Below are 14965 nucleotides of genomic sequence, written 5' to 3' on the forward strand. Positions count from 1 at the left end.
CCTGTGGATAACCCGGCAAGGGCAAGGAAAGGGGCCGGACTGTCCCGACTGTCCCGACTGTCCCGAACTGTCCGCAACTGTCCCGCAAATGTCCGCCGGACAGTGCCGGGACAGTCCTGAGGCGACCGGGCAAGGTAGAGAGAAAGGAGGCGGAGATGGATGCGAGGGAACAGGCCGAGGGCGAGAAGCGGGTGCGGGATCTGCTGGTCGAGCCGCTGCTGCGGCGGGGGCTGGTCAAGCCCGGGGCGATGACCAAGGCGCAGTTCGAGGAGATGCTGGCCGATCTGGCCAAGCGGCTGGCCTATATGAGCGCGCCGAACCTGGCCGCGCTCGAGGAGATGGCGTCGGCCCAGCCCGGCGGCAAGGACCGCGACCGCTTCCCGATCTCCAATGCGATCCTGAAGGCGGCGGCGCAGATCCAGCCGCCCGCCGACGACGCCTCGCCGCTGATCCGGGCGGTCTTCGCCCATGCGGTGGGGCGGCAGGCGCTGGCCGAGGGCTGGGCGCCGGAACTCCTGGACGATCTGCGCCACAACCGCCGCTGGCCGCGCAGCTATGCGCTGGGACAGATCCGCCAGGCCGCAGGCGAGGCGCTGCGCCGCCATGCGCATCTGGCGGGCGCCGGTCCCGGGCAGCTCTCGCCGGCCGAGGCCGCCTGGCTGCGGGACCGCGAGGCCCGCCTCGCCCACTGCCGCAGCATCGCCGATCTCGCGGGGGCCTCGGCATGACGGCCGCGCTCCGCTCCCCGGTGCGGCCTGCACCGCGCAGCCGCCGGGCGATGCCGGTTCGCGAGGCTCTGGAATGGGCTTTCGGCACCGAATGCGCGCGGCTCGACCATGACGAGATCGAGGCGGTCGGCGGCACCGGCTGGCGCCCCTTCGGCATGGAATACGTGGCCCTCGAACGCGCCCAGTTGGGCACGCGCGTCGATACCAGCCGCGGCCGGTCCCGCCCGCATGACGATGCCGAGCTGATCGCGACCGTGGTCCGGAACACGCTGCCCTGGTACGCGGCAACCCTCGTCGCCGATCTCGCCCGCGCGGGCCGCACGCCCGACTGGATGCCCGATGCCCGGCCAAGGCTGAAGCCGGAGGACTGGACGGTGAACCGCTGGGGCCGCCACGCGAAGACGGCGAATGCGGCGATGCTCGGGATCGAGGGCTGGCAGCCGATCCCACGCCGCAACCGCAAGGGCGTGATCGTCCACGACGCGGTGCGCTTCACGCCCTGCGTCTGGACCCCGACCCAGAGCCAGATCGCGGCGGCGAGGCGGGCTTACCTCGACTGGTGGGGCTATCTGCTGGCGGTGCAGGCAGCTTTGAGGAGGGCGGACCTGACGCGGATCGAGGTCACCCGGGACCTGCCGCCGATGCGGCCGTGGGTGTAAAGGACGCACCTTGACATCTCAGGGGTAAACCAGCGTCGTTCTCTCCTGAGAAAAGGAAATCAAAATCACCTGCATTCACGCGAGCGGGAATGAAACCTACTCATCGTCACCTTCAAGTGGAAACACATCGTGGACCTCGAGAATCCGATATGCACTAGGCCGACCATTCACCATCTGGACATCCACGTCGACAACGAAACCGAGGTCATATGGGCTTATCCTCTCGTCAGACCAAGCTCCTTTAATGCGCTGGCCAGCTAGGTCAGACGCGTAAATGAGGCGCTTGGGCTTCGGACTGATGGACTCGATAATTCCTTTTTCGCCGCTGGATCGGTCTGGAACTGCTTCCGATATATTAGTTTGAAATAGATGCATTAACAGACCGCATTGCTTATCAGACTCTCCGCCACGGATCTCCCGTATTTGCGCGCGCGCATTGCTGACAACCTGCTCAGCGTCTTTAGCTTTCCAGAAAATCGATGCGGTTACATGCTTTTCACCACTATCAGAGTTGTATTGAACCGCAAGCATTTCTCCGGTGCCACCACTATCACCAGCCACTGTTTCAACCATCCGCGCGAGATTTTCCAGCTCTCTAGGAGATGTATCGTCGAGTCGCCCATTAGGTTTAGATAGCGTGGAAAGCCTACCTTTTACGAGGTTGGTAAACTGCTCGAAGATAATTATATTGTTCATGCCCTGGAAAATGGGAGCCAGCGCCCCAACGAGCTCTATTACAATAGACCCTTCTTTTACACGCTGGACAAGTAGATCGGCTTCGTGGTCTTCCGCATTCGGATGTTGGGATTGGATGAATTTTTCGTATTCGGCACCCATCGCCATCATCCCGAAGGTCAATCGTTCAAGAGTAAGGGGCGTTTTTCGATCAATTCTGAGAACGATTGAGTCTTGTTCCTTGGATGTCATCGACATGGCGCCCCTCCAGCCCTCTGGGATAAAGCTAGGACTATGTGAAAGCTCTATTTTAAACAACCGCTTACGGCTGTTCCTCAATGTCGCATGGTCGTGCCCCGGAAACATTTTTCTTGACGTTTCTCTAGCCCGGTTGACATAGTGCCGTCACCCAAGTTGCGCCCGGAGCGGAGACCCCGCCCCGGGCGCTTTGCGTTCCGGGACGGGCTCTTGCCGCCCGCAGGCAGGGAGGAACGGCATGAAGCTGACGGCAGGTGTCTCGCCCTCGGATCTGCGCGAGCTGGTATCCCGGCTGCGGGAGGTGGAGCGCAAGCAGATGCCTTACGCGACGATGCTGGCGCTGAACGCGACCGGCGAGGCGGTGCTGGAAGAGAACAGGACGCTGATGCGGAAGGTGTTCGACCGGCCGACGCGCTGGACGCTGAACGCATTCTTCCTGCGGCGCGCGACCAAGCGGAAGCCGGAGGCGACGGTCGAGCGCAAGGATGCCCCGCGCGGACGACATTACCTCGAAGTCGAGGAGCGCGGCGGCACCCGCCCGAAGACCGGGATCGAGCGGCTGATCCTCGGCAATGTCGCCCATGACGACCATATCGAGGCGGTGGTGCCCGCCCGGGGCGCCCGGCTCAACGCCCATGGCAACCTGCCCGCCGGTCAGATCCAGCGGGCACTTTCCAATATCGGGGCGCAGCAGGACCGCGCCCAGACCGGCACCGACGGCGCGCGCAAGCGCAGCGCGCGGGCGGCGCGGTATTTCGTGCCGAAGCCCGGGCAGCTCTCGCCCGGGATCTGGAAGCGGCAGGGCAAGCGGCTGAGCAAGTTCCTGTCCTTCACCGACCGGCTGCCCCGCTACGGCGCGCGGTTCGACATGGAAGGTCATGGCCGGATCGTGGCGGCGCGCGAGATGCCGGGCCGGATGCGGGCCGCGATCAGGAAGGCCCTTGCCACCGCCAGATGAGCGCGGGTCCTTCCCGGAGGGGGATCGCACGGGGGTAATTCGCACCCCGGTGCCTGCAGATGCATGTGGATTTTCGAAGCTGCGAGTGAGGGTTGTTGTTGTCATGTCCGACCTGTCCGAGCTGAGACGCCTCTATCCGCTGCCCGAGGGGGTGGAGGACACCGCGATGAACCGCGCCCAGATCGCCCGCGCCCTCGATGTCAGCGACAACACCATCAGCAAATGGATCGCGCAGGGCATGCCGGTGCTGGAGGAAGGCGGCAACGGCCGGGAATATGCCTTCTCGCCGGCCGATTGCTACGCCTGGCGGATGCATCGCGATGCCGGGGCGCGGGCGGCGAAGGCGGCGGCCGACCGCTCGGCCTCGCAGCTGGCGATGGCGTTCCGCAATCTCGACGAGGAGGATGCCCAGGCCTCGGCCGGGCTGACCGCCAAGCAGATCGCCGAGGAGGCCGATGCCGATTACCGCTACCAGCGCGCGGCCGAGCAGCGCGGCGAGCTGACCCGGACCGCGCGGGTGCGCGATCTCTTCGAGGACATGCTGGTCGAGTTCCGCCGCACCATCACCACGCTGGTCGATTATTGCGAGATGGAGTTCTCGCTCGGTCCCGAGGAGACCGCCAAGCTCGAGGCCCGCTGCGACGGGGCGCTGGTGCGGGCGCGCGGCAACCTGGAACAGGCCATCGGCCGGGGCGCGGCCGAGCCGGTCGCGCTGCGGCGGGGCGAGCAGGGCGAGATGGGGCTCTGAGATGGTGACGATCCCCGATCTTCGGATCGGCGCGCTGCGCCGCTTCGCGCCGCTGCCGGGCCTGACCACACCAGAGGAGATCCTGGCCGATGCGCTGCCGATGCTGGATCCGCCGAGCCGGCTGTCGGTGACCGAGGCCGCCGAGCGTTATATCAACGTGCAGGTCCAGGGCGCCTGGCAGGGCTTCGACCGCACGGTGACGCCCTACATGGTCGAGCCCTCGGACGTGACGCAGTCGCGGCTCTTCAAGGTGGTGGCCTTCATGGGGCCGTCGCAGAGCGGCAAGACGATGATGCTGCAGACGGTGTCGCTGCATGCGGTGACCTGCGACCAGAACCCGACGCTGATCGTGCACATGTCGCGGCCCGAGCGGGACAAATGGGTCGAGGAGAAGCTGAACCAGCTGATCTGCAACAGCCCGGAGGTGTTCGAGCGTCTGGGCCGGGGGCGCGACGACGACACCTTCAGCCGCAAGCGCTTTCGCGGCATGCGCCTGCTGATCGGCTATCCGACGCCGCAGGTGCTGTCGGGGGGCACCTACAAGACCGTGCTGCTGACCGATCTCGACCACATGCCGCTGGTGCTGGGGGGCAAGGACAATCCCGAGGGCGCGCCGGTCCGGATGGCGGTGCAGCGGATCAAGAGCTATCTCTCGCGCGGCTGCGTGCTGGCGGAATCCTCGCCCGCCTACCCGGTCACCGATCCGGGCTGGCAGCCCGATCCGGCCGCCCCCCACGCGCTGCCGCCGGTGAAGGGCGGGATCGCGCGGCTCTACAATGACGGGACGCGCGCGCGGCTTTACTGGGAATGCCCCGATTGCGGCGACGAGTTCGAGCCGCGCTTCGACCGGCTGCGCTACGATGACAGCCTCGAGCCCGGCGCGGCGGGCGAGCGGGCCGAGATGGAATGCCCCCATTGCGGCACGCTGATCGCGCATCGCCACAAGATGGAGCTGAACCGGGCCATCCTGAAGGGGCGCGGCGGCTGGCGCCATGAAGGATCCGGGGGGCAGCTGGTGGCGCTCGGCGATGCCGGCATGAAGAAGACCGACATCGCGAGCTATGCGCTGAACGGGGCGGCCGCGACCTTCGCCAGCTGGCGCAACCTCGTGGCGCAATACGAGACCGCGCGCCGCCAGGCGGACCTGCTGGGCGACGAGACCGATCTGGCCACCACCTTCTATACCGAGATCGGCCTGCCCTACCGCCCGAGGAAGGCGGGTGCCGAGGACGAGATCGGCATCGATTTCCTGCGCGCCCATGCCCGGGCCACGCCGCGCGGCGTGGCGCCCGCCTGGACCCGCTTCGTCACCGTGTCGGTCGACGTGCAGGGCACCTATTTCGCGGTGCAGGTCACCGCCTGGAGCGAGACCGGCACCGCCCAGATCGTCGACCGTTTCGAGCTCTCGGCGCCGCCCGACGGGGCCGAGCGCGTGCTCGACCCGGCGAAGCTTGCCGGCGACTGGTCGGTGCTGCTGCCGCTGGGGCGCCGGGTCTGGCCGGTCGAAGGCACCGATTACGGCCTGCGCGCGCTGGCGCTGGCCATCGACTACCAGGGCCGCCCGGGCGTGTCGGACAATGCCGAGGCGTTCTGGCGGGCCCGGCGCCGGAGCGGCGAGCCCGGGCGCTGGTTCCTCACCCGCGGGCATGGCGGTTTCCACCATGGCAGCCGGATCTGGTACGCGAGCCCCGAGCGCAGGTCGGGCGGCGGCCGCGGCCGCAGCATCAAGCTTCTGAACATGGCCACCGACCGGTTGAAGGACACGGTCTTCGCCATGCTCGGCCGGCTGGAGACCGGCGAGGGCGCGCTGGTCCCCGGGGCCTGGATGCAGGACGACCAGCTGGCCGAGCTGGTGGCCGAGGAACGGCTTTCGAAGGGCTGGGACAAGAAGCCCGGCCAGATCCGCAACGAGACGCTCGATCTCTCGGTGCAGGCCCGGGCGCTGGCCGAACAGAAGGGGCTGTTGCGGCTCGATCCGGCCGCCCTGCCCGACTGGGCCCTCGGCGGGCGCGAGAACACCAATGCGGTGGCCCTCGCGAAAGCTCCGGCCGAAGCGCCCGAAACAACCGACATGACCGACGCGGCGCGCTCGGCACCGGCGCACGAGACACCCGCGCCGCCGCCGCGACGCCCGGCCCCGCGCCGGATCAACTTCCTCAAGAGGTAAGCATGGCTCACACGCAAGACGAGCTCGACGCGCTGAAGGCGGCCTTCGCGCGGGGGGTGACCCGTGTCCGGTTCAATGGCGAGGAGGTGCAATATGACAGCGCCACCGCGCTCCTGAAGCGGATCCGGATCATCGAGGCGGACCTGGCCGGGCATGGCGCGGGCAGGATCAGCGTCAGCTATCCGCGCACGCCGCGGGGGCTGTGATGAGCTGGCTCGACCGGGCGATCCTGTCGCTGGCACCGCAGGCGGGGCTCGCGCGGATCCAGGCCAGAACCCGGGCGCAGGTCCTGATGAACTATGACGCGGCCTCGAAGGGGCGGCGCACCTATGGCTGGAAGGCCCCGGCCACGGCAGCGGATGCGGCGGGTGCCAGCCGGGCGCAGCTGCGCCAGCTCAGCCGCGACCTGATCCGCAACCGCTCGCTGGCGGCGCGCGGCCAGGCGGTGGTCACCGGCAATGTGGTGGGCACCGGGATCATGCCCTCGGTCCGGATGGAGGCGGACGCGGACGGCCCGGCAGCGATGGAGCTGATCCGGGCCCACCTGCTGAGCCCCGCCATCGATGTCTACGGGGTCCACGCCCTGCCCGGCCTGCAATGGCAGGTGATGAACGCGGTCTTCTCGGATGGCGAGGTGCTGGTGCGCCGCCGCACGCGCAACCTGGCTCTCGATCCCGATCTCGTGCTGCCCTTCCAGATCCAGGTGATGGAGGCAGACCACCTCGACACCACGATCACCAGCCATGGCCGGAACGAGGTGATCGACGGCATCGAATACGGGCCGACCGGCCGGGCCGAGGCCTATCACCTCTTCGAGCAGCATCCCGGCGCAAGCCACAGGATCACCGCGGGGCGCTTCAGGAGCACCCGGGTGCCTGCCCGGCAGATCCTGCATGTCCGCCGCACCGAACGGCCCGGGCAGATGCGCGGGATCCCCTGGCTTGCGCCGGTGATGATGACGGTGGGCGAGCTGTCGGACTACCAGGAGGCGCAGATCCTCAAGCAGCGGATCGCCTCGCTGCTGGCCTTCTTCGTCGAGGCCTCGGCCGATGGCGAGGTCTATGCCGGGGCCGAGATCGAGCGGCTGGAACCCGGCGCGGTGATCGGGCTGAAGGAGGGCCAGAAGATCACGCCCTCCGAGCCGCCCGCCGTCGACGGCTATGCCGAGTTCATGCGCGAGGGCGTGCGCTCCATCGCGACCGGGCTGGGGCTGACCTATGAATCCTTCGGCGATCTGACCGGGGTGAACTTCAGCTCGGGACGGATGGGCCGGATCGAGATGGATCGCTTCATCCAGGTCTGGCAGCAGCAGATCATGATCGGCCAGTTCTGCCGGGGCGTGGGCGAGTGGACGCTGGGGGCCTGGCGGGTGGTCCAGCAGGCGCCGGGCGTGCCGCCGGTGCCGCGCGCGCTGGAATGGACCGCGCCGCGCCGCCCGATGATCGATCCCGGCAAGGAGATCGACGCGGCGGTGAAGGAGATCGGGGCCGGTCTCAACAGCCGCCAGCGCAAGCAGCGCGAGATGGGGCTCGATCCCGATGTGATCGCCCGCGAGCGCGCCGAGGACGCCGCGCGCGATCCGGCCCCCGCCCCCCGGAACGGGCCGACCGGATCCACCATCCCCGACACCACCGAAGAAGAGGACATTGCCCATGGAGGGGTCTGACCTGATCCTGAACGGCGAGATCATCCTGGAAGGGGATGTTCTGCCGCACGACTATTGCAGCTTTGCCGAGACCGGATGCTTTTCCGCCCGGATGGTGCGCGAGGCCCTGGCCCGCTTCGACGCGGACGTGACGCTGCGCGTCAATTCCCCGGGCGGCAGCCCCTATGAGGGCGAGGCGATCCGCGCCGCCCTCGAGGCCCATCCGAGCCGGGTGACGGTGATCGTCTCGGGGCTCGCCGCCTCGGCCGCCTCGCTGATGATCATGTCGGCCGACCGGATCGAGATGACGGCCGGCTCCTTCCTGATGATCCACAATCCCAGCCGGGGCCTCTATGGCACCGCCGCCGAGCTGCGCAAGGAAGCCGACGAGCTGGACAAGCTCGCCCGGGTCTATGCCTCGGTCTACGCCACCCGCTCGGGCCGCGCCGTGGAGGACGTCATGGCGCTGATGAATGCCGAGACCTTCTTCGGCCCCGAGGACGCCGTCGCGGCAGGCTTCGCCGATGCCGTCAGCGGCACCGCGCCCGAGATCGCCCCCGAACTGGCCGCCGCCATGTCCGCCCATCGCGGCGCGCTGTCCCGCCTGCGGATGTGCGCCCGCAGCGTCGCGGCCGAGGGCCATCCCGCCCCGGCCGCAGCTCTTTCAATGGCCGATCCGGCCGCAACCGAGGAAAGCAAAATGCCCGAGACCACTGCTGACAACGCGACCAACACGGCCACGCCCCCGGTCGAACACGCCCCCGCGCCGACCACCACCATGCAGGCCGATGCCGAGACCATCGCCGCCCGCGCGGTCCAGGCCGAGCGCGAGCGGGCCCGCAGCATCCGCAGCATGGCCGAGCCCTTCATGCGCGCGGGCCAGCTGAGCCAGGCCCAGATCGATGCCGTGATCGACGAGGGCGTGTCGCTGGCCTCGGCCGGCAATCGCCTGATGGCGGTGATGGCGGCGGCCGAGCCCCCGATCCCGGCCGGGGGCGCCGGGGCGGCGCGGATCACCCGCGACGAGACCGACACCCAGATCGAAGGGCTGGTCGCGGCGATGATGCGCGACTATTCGGGCCCGGGCCAGCAGTTCCGGGGCATGCGCCTGAGCGGCCTCGCGATGCACCTGGCCGGGCCCGGCACCCATTACGACCGCACCCGCGCCGTCGCCCAGGGCTTCCGCTCGACCCGCATGATGGGCGGGGCCCATGGGATCAGCGATTTTGCCTATATCACCACCGAGGTGATGAACCGCTCGCTGATCGCGGAATATGACCGGCGCGGCGCGGGCTGGGACATCGTCACCGGCCCGCCGCTGACCGCCTCGGACTTCCGCGAGATGCACGCGGTGCGCTTCGGCGGCGACTTCCAGCTCAGGACCGTCCAGGAGAATGGCGAATACCAGGAGGCGCGGCTCGAGGACCAGGCCGAGGGGCTGAAGGTCGAGCGCCGCGGCCGCACCATCACCCTGTCCTTCGAGGCGGTGATCAACGACGACATGGGCGCCTTCCTGCGGATCCCGCGCGAGTTCGCGATGGCCGCGCGGGTCATGGAAAGCTCGATGGTCTGGGGGCTGCTCCGCACCAACGCGAAGACCAAGTCCGATGGCAAGCCGCTCTTCCATGCCGATCACGGGAACCTCGCCACGGCGGCCGGGCAGATCTCGGTCGAGACCATCGGCGCGGCCCGCAAGGCGATGTGGGAACAGACCGCCTTCGGCTCGAAGGATGCCGAGGACTTCCTGCAGGTGGTGGCCGACCGGCTGATCGTGCCGCCCGCGCTGGAAACCGTCGCGCTGCAGTTCACCACCGCCACCACCCCCGTCAAGGATGCCGAGACCAACCCCTACAAGGGCACGCTGACGCCCGCCGTGGTCCCGAACCTCGGGGCGGCGGCCGGGGGCTCGGATACCGCCTGGTATCTGGTGAGCTCGGATCTGCCTCCCGTGAGCGTGGCCTGGCTCGATGGCTACGAGTCCCCGACCGTGCAGACCCTGGAGGGCATGAACCCCGACAAGGTCACCATGAACGCCCGCCACATCTTCGGCGTGGCGGCGACCGAGCATCGCGGCGCCTACCGGAACCCCGGCAAGTAAGCCCGGCCCCCGCCATCCCCGGCGGGCGGTGAGCTTCGCCCGCCAGATCCTTCCCGCCGCCTTGCGGCAGATCCCAGAGGCTATCTCCATGAAAAACCATCTTTCCCCCGGCGAGAATATCACGCTTCCCGCCCCCGCCGATCTTCGCTCCGGCGACGGCGCGCTGGTCGGGTCGATCTTCGGCGTGGCCCAGGCCGATGCGGCCGCGGGCACGCCGGTCGTGCTGGTCCGGCGCGGGCTCTTCACCCTGCCCAAGGCCGGCGCCGAGGCCTGGAACGCGGGCGATCCCGTCTTCTGGGACGGCGCGGCCTGCACCGCCGAGGCCAGCGGCAATGTGCTGATCGGCGCTGCCGCGGCTGCCGCCGCCAACCCCTCGGCCACGGGCACCGTCCTGCTCGACGGCACGATCCGCTAGGCCCATGGCCAGCGTATTCGACGGCATGGGCGCGCTCCTGTCGGAAGCCCTCGGCGCGCCCGTCACAATCGCCCCGCCCGGAGAGGCGCCGCGGCAGATCCGGGCGCTCTTCCGCGACGCCGACAGCGCGGTCCTGACCGAGGGCGGGGTCGAGCTGCTGAACGCCGTTCCGACCCTGCGGGCCCGCCGCGACCAGATCGCGGGGCTCTGCCCCGACGGGCTGGTCGCCCTGGCCGATGGCCGCCGCTTCCGCGCCCTGGCCTCCATGGATGGCGGCAATCCCGATCCGGGCGGCATGGTCACGATCCAGCTGGAGGAGGCCTGATGTTCGCAAGCAAGGCCATCCGCCACGCCATTGCCGATCTGCTGGAGGCGGCGGAGATCGCCGTCGACACCGCCGCAGGGCGCCTGCCGGTCACGATCCTGCGCTCGCCCCCGTCCGGGGGCTGGGTGAAGGACGACGCCCTGCCCGGCATCTACATGTATCTCCGGCGCGAGGAGATCCGCCCGGCGACGATGACCCGCTCGGCCCGGACCATCACCATGGATCTGATCCTCGAGGCCCGGGGCGCCGATGCCGAGGATCAGCTCGACGACATGCAGCTTGCCGTCGAGCGCACCATCGCGGCCAGCGCCAGTCTCGGCGGGCTGGTGATGGAGATCCGGCCCATTGATGCCGAGATCCATATCGAACGCGGCAGCGCCATCTTCGGCGCCCGCCGCCTGTCCTGGTCGGTGCGCGTCGAGGTGCCGCGCGCCGATCCTTCGCTCTGACATTCCCCACAGCTCCAGGAGACAGACCATGCCCGAGAGCCAGGCCCTGATGGCCTATGATATCGGCTTCGCCATCCATGACGGCGAGGATCCCGGCAACTTCGAGGACCTGGCCGAGGTCAACGAGATCACGCCGCCCAACCAGCAGGCCGACGATATCGACGTCACCCACCAGAAAAGCCCGGGCAAGACCCGCGAATACATCGCGGGCATGATCGAGCCGGGCGACATGACCGTCTCGCTCAACTGGATCCCCGGAAGCCCCACGGATCTCGTCATCCAGAGCCTGAAGGCCTCGGGCGCCCGCCGCCGGATGCGGATCGCCTGGAACAACGGGATCGCCTGGACCTTCACCGGCTACATCAAGGGCTTCGAGCCCTCGACCGCGCTCGGCGACAAGATGACCGGCACGGTGACGATCAAGGTGGCCGGGTCCACCGAGATCTCGGGCATGGGGGGCTGATCATGGCGAACCGGGAACGGGGCGAGGTCGGCGCGCGGTTCCGGGGCGAGGACATCGCCCTGGTGCTGGACTTCAACGCCATCTGTGCGCTGGAAGACCATTACGACGAGGATATCGATACCGTGCTGGCGCGGCTCGACAGCGCCGATGGCAAACGCCGGGTGCGGGCCCGCGATCTGCGCCGGGTCGTGCTGGAGCTGATGCGGGCCTCGCGCCCGGGCGCGACGGAAGCCGATGCGGGCGACTTCATCACCGAGACCGGGCTCGGGGCGCTTCCGGCTCTGCTCGGCCGGGTGATCGCCGCCAGCCGCATGGGCGAGAGCGGTGACGATCCCTCGCCGGAGGGCCCTGCCCGCCCCCCGGTGGCGGGCGCCGCGTAGGCTGGGCGGATCTGCTCGAGGATTACACGGCGGCCGGGTTCGACCCGGACGGGTTCTGGCGACTGACCGAACGCGAATACGCGCTGCGGATGCGCGGGGCCGCCCGCGCCGCCGAGCGCGCGGCCCGCCGGGACCGCTGGCTGATCTGGCACCTCGCGGCGCTGATGCGCTCTGACAGGCTTCCCGAGTTCGGGACATTCATCGGTCGGCCGGGCCACCGGCGGCGTCAGTCTCCGCAGGAGATGCTGGCGATGGCCCGGCTCTGGCACGCGACATTGCAAGGAGGAGTGCGGCGATGATCGACGTTGGTCGGCTGCGCGTGCGGCTTGGGCTCGACAATCGCGACTTCCAGACCGGCCTGAAGAAGGCCCGGCTGGAGGTCGGCAAGTTCGCGGGCCGCATCGCGGCGGCGGCAGCACCGGTGGCCATCGGGGCGGCCGTCACGGCCGCGGCCAGGTCGAGCTTCCAGCTGGTCGATGCGCAGGCCAAGCTGGCGCAGTCCCTCGAGGCCTCGACCAGGTCGGTTCAGCTGCTGGGCCGCGCCGCCGATCTGTCCGGCGTGCCGATGTCGCAGCTGCAGCAGGCCGCGCTGGCCCTGAACAAGCGCCTCTCGGAGGCCTCGTCCGGCTCGGGCCCGGCGGTGAAGGCGCTGCAGGCCCTGGGCCTCGAGGCCCGGGACCTGCTCGGCCTCGATCTCGATCAGCGCTTCGACAGGATCAACGGCGCCATTGCCGGGCTGGAGGATCCGGCGAAGAAGGCCGCGGTCGCGGCGGCGCTCTATGGCGACCGGGCCTATGCGGCCATCACCCGGCTGGACAGCGCGACCCTGAGCCAGGCGGCCCGCGATGTCGATCAGTTCGGGGTCGCGCTGTCGGAGCTGCAGGCCGACAATATCGAGGCGGCCAACGATGCCATGTCGACGCTGGGCCTGGTCATGCGCGGGGTCGGCAACCAGGTCGCGGCCAGCATGGCCCCGGCGATCACCTCTCTGGTGACGGGCTTCACCGACCTGCTGCGCGAGGGCACGCCGCTGCGCGCGATGCTCGACGGGCTGGGCGCCAGCGTGAGCGGCACGTTCCGCACCCTGTCCGAGACCATCGGCCGGCTCATGTCCTATGCCGGCACCTTCGCCTCCTTCCTGGCGGGGCGGTTCGTGACCAGCATGTCGCTGGCCGCGGCCTCGGTGGTGACGCTGAACGCAAAGCTCCTGCTGACCCGGGCGGCCCTGATGCGCACCGGGTTCGGCGCGCTGGTCATCGGTGTCGGCGAGCTGATCTATCGCTTCACCGGCCTGGTCGAGGCCACCGGCGGCGTCGGTCAGGCCTTCGATGCGCTGAAGACGGTGGCGATCGAGGTCTGGGAGCGGATCGGCGCGGGCACCCAGATCGTCGTGCTGGCGGTGAAACGGATGGGCTGGGCGATCCGCGCGGATTTCTACGGCACGCTCGAGGCGATCCAGTCCAGATGGGGCGGCGTCATCACCAACATGGCGGCCATCGGCGCGATCATTCCGGGCTTCGGGTCGCAGTTCCGGGCGGTGGCGGCCGAGATCCGGAAGAGCAGCGCCGCCGCGAAGGATCTGAAGACCGCCACCAGCGAGGCGACCGGAAAGGTGGCGGAAAACGCCAGGGCCATCGAGGCGGCCCTGACCGGCTTCACCGCCCCCCTTGCCTCGGTCAAGGCGCTGCGCGCGAAGCTCAAGGAAGCCCGCGCCGAAATGGACAATACCGGCACCAGCTCGCAGGGCCTCAAGGCGGCGCTCAAGGATCTGAACGATGCCCTCTCCGGTGACGGCAAGGGCGGCAAGGGCTCGGGCGTCGACGAGGTCGAGAGCGGGCTCACCGGGCTGGGCAACCGCGTCAACGCCACAAGCAGCAGCTTCCAGAGCTTCTTCAAGGATATCGTGAAGGGCTCGGGCGATGCGGGCGACGCGATCTCGGCGCTCGCAGACCGGATGCTGGACGATCTGCTCGACCGCGCGATGAGCCCGCTCTCGGACGCCCTGGGCTCCATGTTCGACGGGCTGTTCTCGGGGCTCTTCGGCGGCCGCGCAAGCGGCGGCGGGACGGTCAAACCCATCGGGGATCTGATCGGCAAGGTGATGGATGCCGGGTCGTTTGATGGCGGCGGGCGCACGCCCATCGGGCCGCGCGCGGGCGGGCTCGACGGCAAGGGCGGGTTCCTGGCCATGCTGCACCCCAATGAAAGCGTGATAGACCATACCCGCGATGGCAGCGGCCTCGGCGGGTCGGTCCGCATGGGCGATATCCATGTGAGCGTGCAGGGCTCCAATGCCAGCCCGGAACAGATCGCGGCCGCCGTGCGGGCGGAAAGCCGACGCCAGGCCTCGGAGATCTATGACCGCCGCAAGCGGATGGCCCGGGCGGGAGGGGCGAGCTGATGGCCTTTCCACCGAAGAGCGTTCGGGTCGCCGCCTTCACCCTGACCCGGATCACCAGCAGCCTGCGGGTGCAGAGCCCCTACAGCTTTGCGCAGACCGCCTATGACTTCATGGGCGGCATGTGGGCGGCCGAGCTGACCCTGACCCATGTCTCGGCGGCCGAGAATGCCGCGACCGAAGCCTGGCTGGCGGGCCTGAACGGGATGGCCGGGACCTTCGAGCTCGACATGGCGGCGATGGACCATGACGGCCCGCACGGGACGATCTCGGCCGATCCTGTCGTCGCGGTCGCGGCCAATGCCCGGGCGCAGGCGCTGGTGCTGCAGCTCGCCAGGGCGGGCGACCGGGCGCTGCCGGGCGATTACCTGACCCTCGGCCGACATCTGCATATCATCACCGCGACTGAGGCCCCCACCCCCGCCTTCCGGCAGAGCGTCACGCTCTGGCCGCGGCTGCGCCGCCCCGTCGCCCCGGGCGATCCGGTGGCGATGCGCGCGCCCTTCGGCACATGGGCACTGGCCGGACCCGAGACCAGCTACAGCAGCAGCCAGTCCCGGATCAGGACACGCATATTGCAAATCAGAGAGGCGCTGTGA

At 69.0% G+C, this 14965-nt stretch carries 16 protein-coding genes; 15 read left to right on the forward strand and 1 reads right to left on the reverse strand.

The annotated features are described in order from the left end of the window. Positions 1-155 precede the first annotated feature (155 nt). Both ACK8CO_RS05360 and ACK8CO_RS05365 read left to right on the forward strand, forming a co-directional pair. Positions 156-728: a hypothetical protein gene (locus ACK8CO_RS05360; RefSeq protein ID WP_414898419.1), complete on the forward strand. Its 573-nt coding sequence runs from the start codon at positions 156-158 to the stop codon at positions 726-728. Continuing rightward, positions 725-1387 (forward strand): hypothetical protein, encoded by a 663-nt coding sequence (locus tag ACK8CO_RS05365; protein WP_414898420.1) that lies wholly within the window; start codon positions 725-727, stop codon positions 1385-1387. Before ACK8CO_RS05360 ends, ACK8CO_RS05365 begins: the two co-directional genes overlap by 4 nt. Before the next feature lie 96 nt (positions 1388-1483). Here ACK8CO_RS05365 and ACK8CO_RS05370 read toward each other — a convergent pair whose 3' ends face one another. Next, positions 1484-2320 carry a hypothetical protein gene (locus ACK8CO_RS05370; protein ID WP_414898421.1) on the reverse strand — a complete coding sequence of 279 codons (837 nt, stop codon included), beginning with the start codon at positions 2318-2320 and terminating at the stop codon, positions 1484-1486. 238 nt (positions 2321-2558) lie between these two features. Here ACK8CO_RS05370 and ACK8CO_RS05375 point away from each other — a divergent pair, with 238 nt between their 5' ends. From ACK8CO_RS05375 to ACK8CO_RS05435, 13 genes are all read left to right on the forward strand, one after another. Further along, complete coding sequence (locus tag ACK8CO_RS05375) at positions 2559-3278, forward strand: hypothetical protein (RefSeq protein WP_414898422.1); 720 nt, start codon at positions 2559-2561, stop codon at positions 3276-3278. 103 nt (positions 3279-3381) lie between these two features. Next, positions 3382-4026, forward strand: coding sequence for a terminase small subunit (locus tag ACK8CO_RS05380; protein WP_414898423.1), 645 nt, complete (start codon positions 3382-3384; stop codon positions 4024-4026). Position 4027: 1 nt separating this feature from the next. Further along, entirely contained in the window at positions 4028-6193 is a 2166-nt protein-coding gene (locus ACK8CO_RS05385) for a terminase gpA endonuclease subunit (RefSeq protein WP_414898424.1), read from the forward strand. Between the two features lie 2 nt (positions 6194-6195). Then, positions 6196-6399, forward strand: a complete 204-nt coding sequence (locus ACK8CO_RS05390; protein WP_414898425.1) for a phage head-tail joining protein — start codon at positions 6196-6198, stop codon at positions 6397-6399. After that, on the forward strand, positions 6399-7859 hold the full coding sequence (locus tag ACK8CO_RS05395) for a phage portal protein (RefSeq protein WP_414898426.1): 1461 nt from the start codon (positions 6399-6401) through the stop codon (positions 7857-7859). Before ACK8CO_RS05390 ends, ACK8CO_RS05395 begins: the two co-directional genes overlap by 1 nt. Further along, positions 7846-9936, forward strand: a complete 2091-nt coding sequence (locus ACK8CO_RS05400; protein ID WP_414898427.1) for a head maturation protease, ClpP-related — start codon at positions 7846-7848, stop codon at positions 9934-9936. Before ACK8CO_RS05395 ends, ACK8CO_RS05400 begins: the two co-directional genes overlap by 14 nt. Positions 9937-10024: 88 nt before the next feature. Beyond that, positions 10025-10351 (forward strand): DUF2190 family protein, encoded by a 327-nt coding sequence (locus tag ACK8CO_RS05405; RefSeq protein WP_414898428.1) that lies wholly within the window; start codon positions 10025-10027, stop codon positions 10349-10351. A gap of 4 nt (positions 10352-10355) precedes the next feature. Further along, complete coding sequence (locus ACK8CO_RS05410; RefSeq protein ID WP_414898429.1) at positions 10356-10676, forward strand: hypothetical protein; 321 nt, start codon at positions 10356-10358, stop codon at positions 10674-10676. Beyond that, positions 10676-11125, forward strand: coding sequence for a hypothetical protein (locus ACK8CO_RS05415; RefSeq protein WP_414898430.1), 450 nt, complete (start codon positions 10676-10678; stop codon positions 11123-11125). The genes ACK8CO_RS05410 and ACK8CO_RS05415 overlap by 1 nt, the downstream gene beginning before the upstream one ends. 28 nt (positions 11126-11153) lie before the next feature. Beyond that, the gene (locus ACK8CO_RS05420; RefSeq protein ID WP_414898431.1) at positions 11154-11588 is read left to right on the forward strand and encodes a phage tail tube protein; all 435 of its coding nucleotides are present in this window, start codon (positions 11154-11156) and stop codon (positions 11586-11588) included. A 2-nt stretch (positions 11589-11590) separates the two neighbouring features. Next, positions 11591-11968 carry a GTA-gp10 family protein gene (locus ACK8CO_RS05425; RefSeq protein WP_414898432.1) on the forward strand — a complete coding sequence of 126 codons (378 nt, stop codon included), beginning with the start codon at positions 11591-11593 and terminating at the stop codon, positions 11966-11968. Between the two features lie 295 nt (positions 11969-12263). Continuing rightward, positions 12264-14369, forward strand: a complete 2106-nt coding sequence (locus tag ACK8CO_RS05430; protein ID WP_414898433.1) for a hypothetical protein — start codon at positions 12264-12266, stop codon at positions 14367-14369. After that, the gene (locus ACK8CO_RS05435; RefSeq protein WP_080616081.1) at positions 14369-14965 is read left to right on the forward strand and encodes a hypothetical protein; all 597 of its coding nucleotides are present in this window, start codon (positions 14369-14371) and stop codon (positions 14963-14965) included. Before ACK8CO_RS05430 ends, ACK8CO_RS05435 begins: the two co-directional genes overlap by 1 nt.

Source organism: Rhodovulum sp. HP10, from assembly GCF_047553435.1.
In the GTDB taxonomy this organism is placed as follows: domain Bacteria; phylum Pseudomonadota; class Alphaproteobacteria; order Rhodobacterales; family Rhodobacteraceae; genus Rhodovulum.

Excerpts from the sequence above, each read along its gene's own strand:
- ACK8CO_RS05360 (WP_414898419.1), top strand. The coding sequence starts at position 156 with ATGGATGCGAGGGAACAGGCCGAGGGCGAGAAGCGGGTGCGGGATCTG.
- ACK8CO_RS05365 (WP_414898420.1), top strand. The coding sequence starts at position 725 with ATGACGGCCGCGCTCCGCTCCCCGGTGCGGCCTGCACCGCGCAGCCGC.
- ACK8CO_RS05370 (WP_414898421.1), bottom strand. The coding sequence starts at position 2,320 with ATGTCGATGACATCCAAGGAACAAGACTCAATCGTTCTCAGAATTGAT.
- ACK8CO_RS05375 (WP_414898422.1), top strand. The coding sequence starts at position 2,559 with ATGAAGCTGACGGCAGGTGTCTCGCCCTCGGATCTGCGCGAGCTGGTA.
- ACK8CO_RS05380 (WP_414898423.1), top strand. The coding sequence starts at position 3,382 with ATGTCCGACCTGTCCGAGCTGAGACGCCTCTATCCGCTGCCCGAGGGG.
- ACK8CO_RS05385 (WP_414898424.1), top strand. The coding sequence starts at position 4,028 with ATGGTGACGATCCCCGATCTTCGGATCGGCGCGCTGCGCCGCTTCGCG.
- ACK8CO_RS05390 (WP_414898425.1), top strand. The coding sequence starts at position 6,196 with ATGGCTCACACGCAAGACGAGCTCGACGCGCTGAAGGCGGCCTTCGCG.
- ACK8CO_RS05395 (WP_414898426.1), top strand. The coding sequence starts at position 6,399 with ATGAGCTGGCTCGACCGGGCGATCCTGTCGCTGGCACCGCAGGCGGGG.
- ACK8CO_RS05400 (WP_414898427.1), top strand. The coding sequence starts at position 7,846 with ATGGAGGGGTCTGACCTGATCCTGAACGGCGAGATCATCCTGGAAGGG.
- ACK8CO_RS05405 (WP_414898428.1), top strand. The coding sequence starts at position 10,025 with ATGAAAAACCATCTTTCCCCCGGCGAGAATATCACGCTTCCCGCCCCC.
- ACK8CO_RS05410 (WP_414898429.1), top strand. The coding sequence starts at position 10,356 with ATGGCCAGCGTATTCGACGGCATGGGCGCGCTCCTGTCGGAAGCCCTC.
- ACK8CO_RS05415 (WP_414898430.1), top strand. The coding sequence starts at position 10,676 with ATGTTCGCAAGCAAGGCCATCCGCCACGCCATTGCCGATCTGCTGGAG.
- ACK8CO_RS05420 (WP_414898431.1), top strand. The coding sequence starts at position 11,154 with ATGCCCGAGAGCCAGGCCCTGATGGCCTATGATATCGGCTTCGCCATC.
- ACK8CO_RS05425 (WP_414898432.1), top strand. The coding sequence starts at position 11,591 with ATGGCGAACCGGGAACGGGGCGAGGTCGGCGCGCGGTTCCGGGGCGAG.
- ACK8CO_RS05430 (WP_414898433.1), top strand. The coding sequence starts at position 12,264 with ATGATCGACGTTGGTCGGCTGCGCGTGCGGCTTGGGCTCGACAATCGC.
- ACK8CO_RS05435 (WP_080616081.1), top strand. The coding sequence starts at position 14,369 with ATGGCCTTTCCACCGAAGAGCGTTCGGGTCGCCGCCTTCACCCTGACC.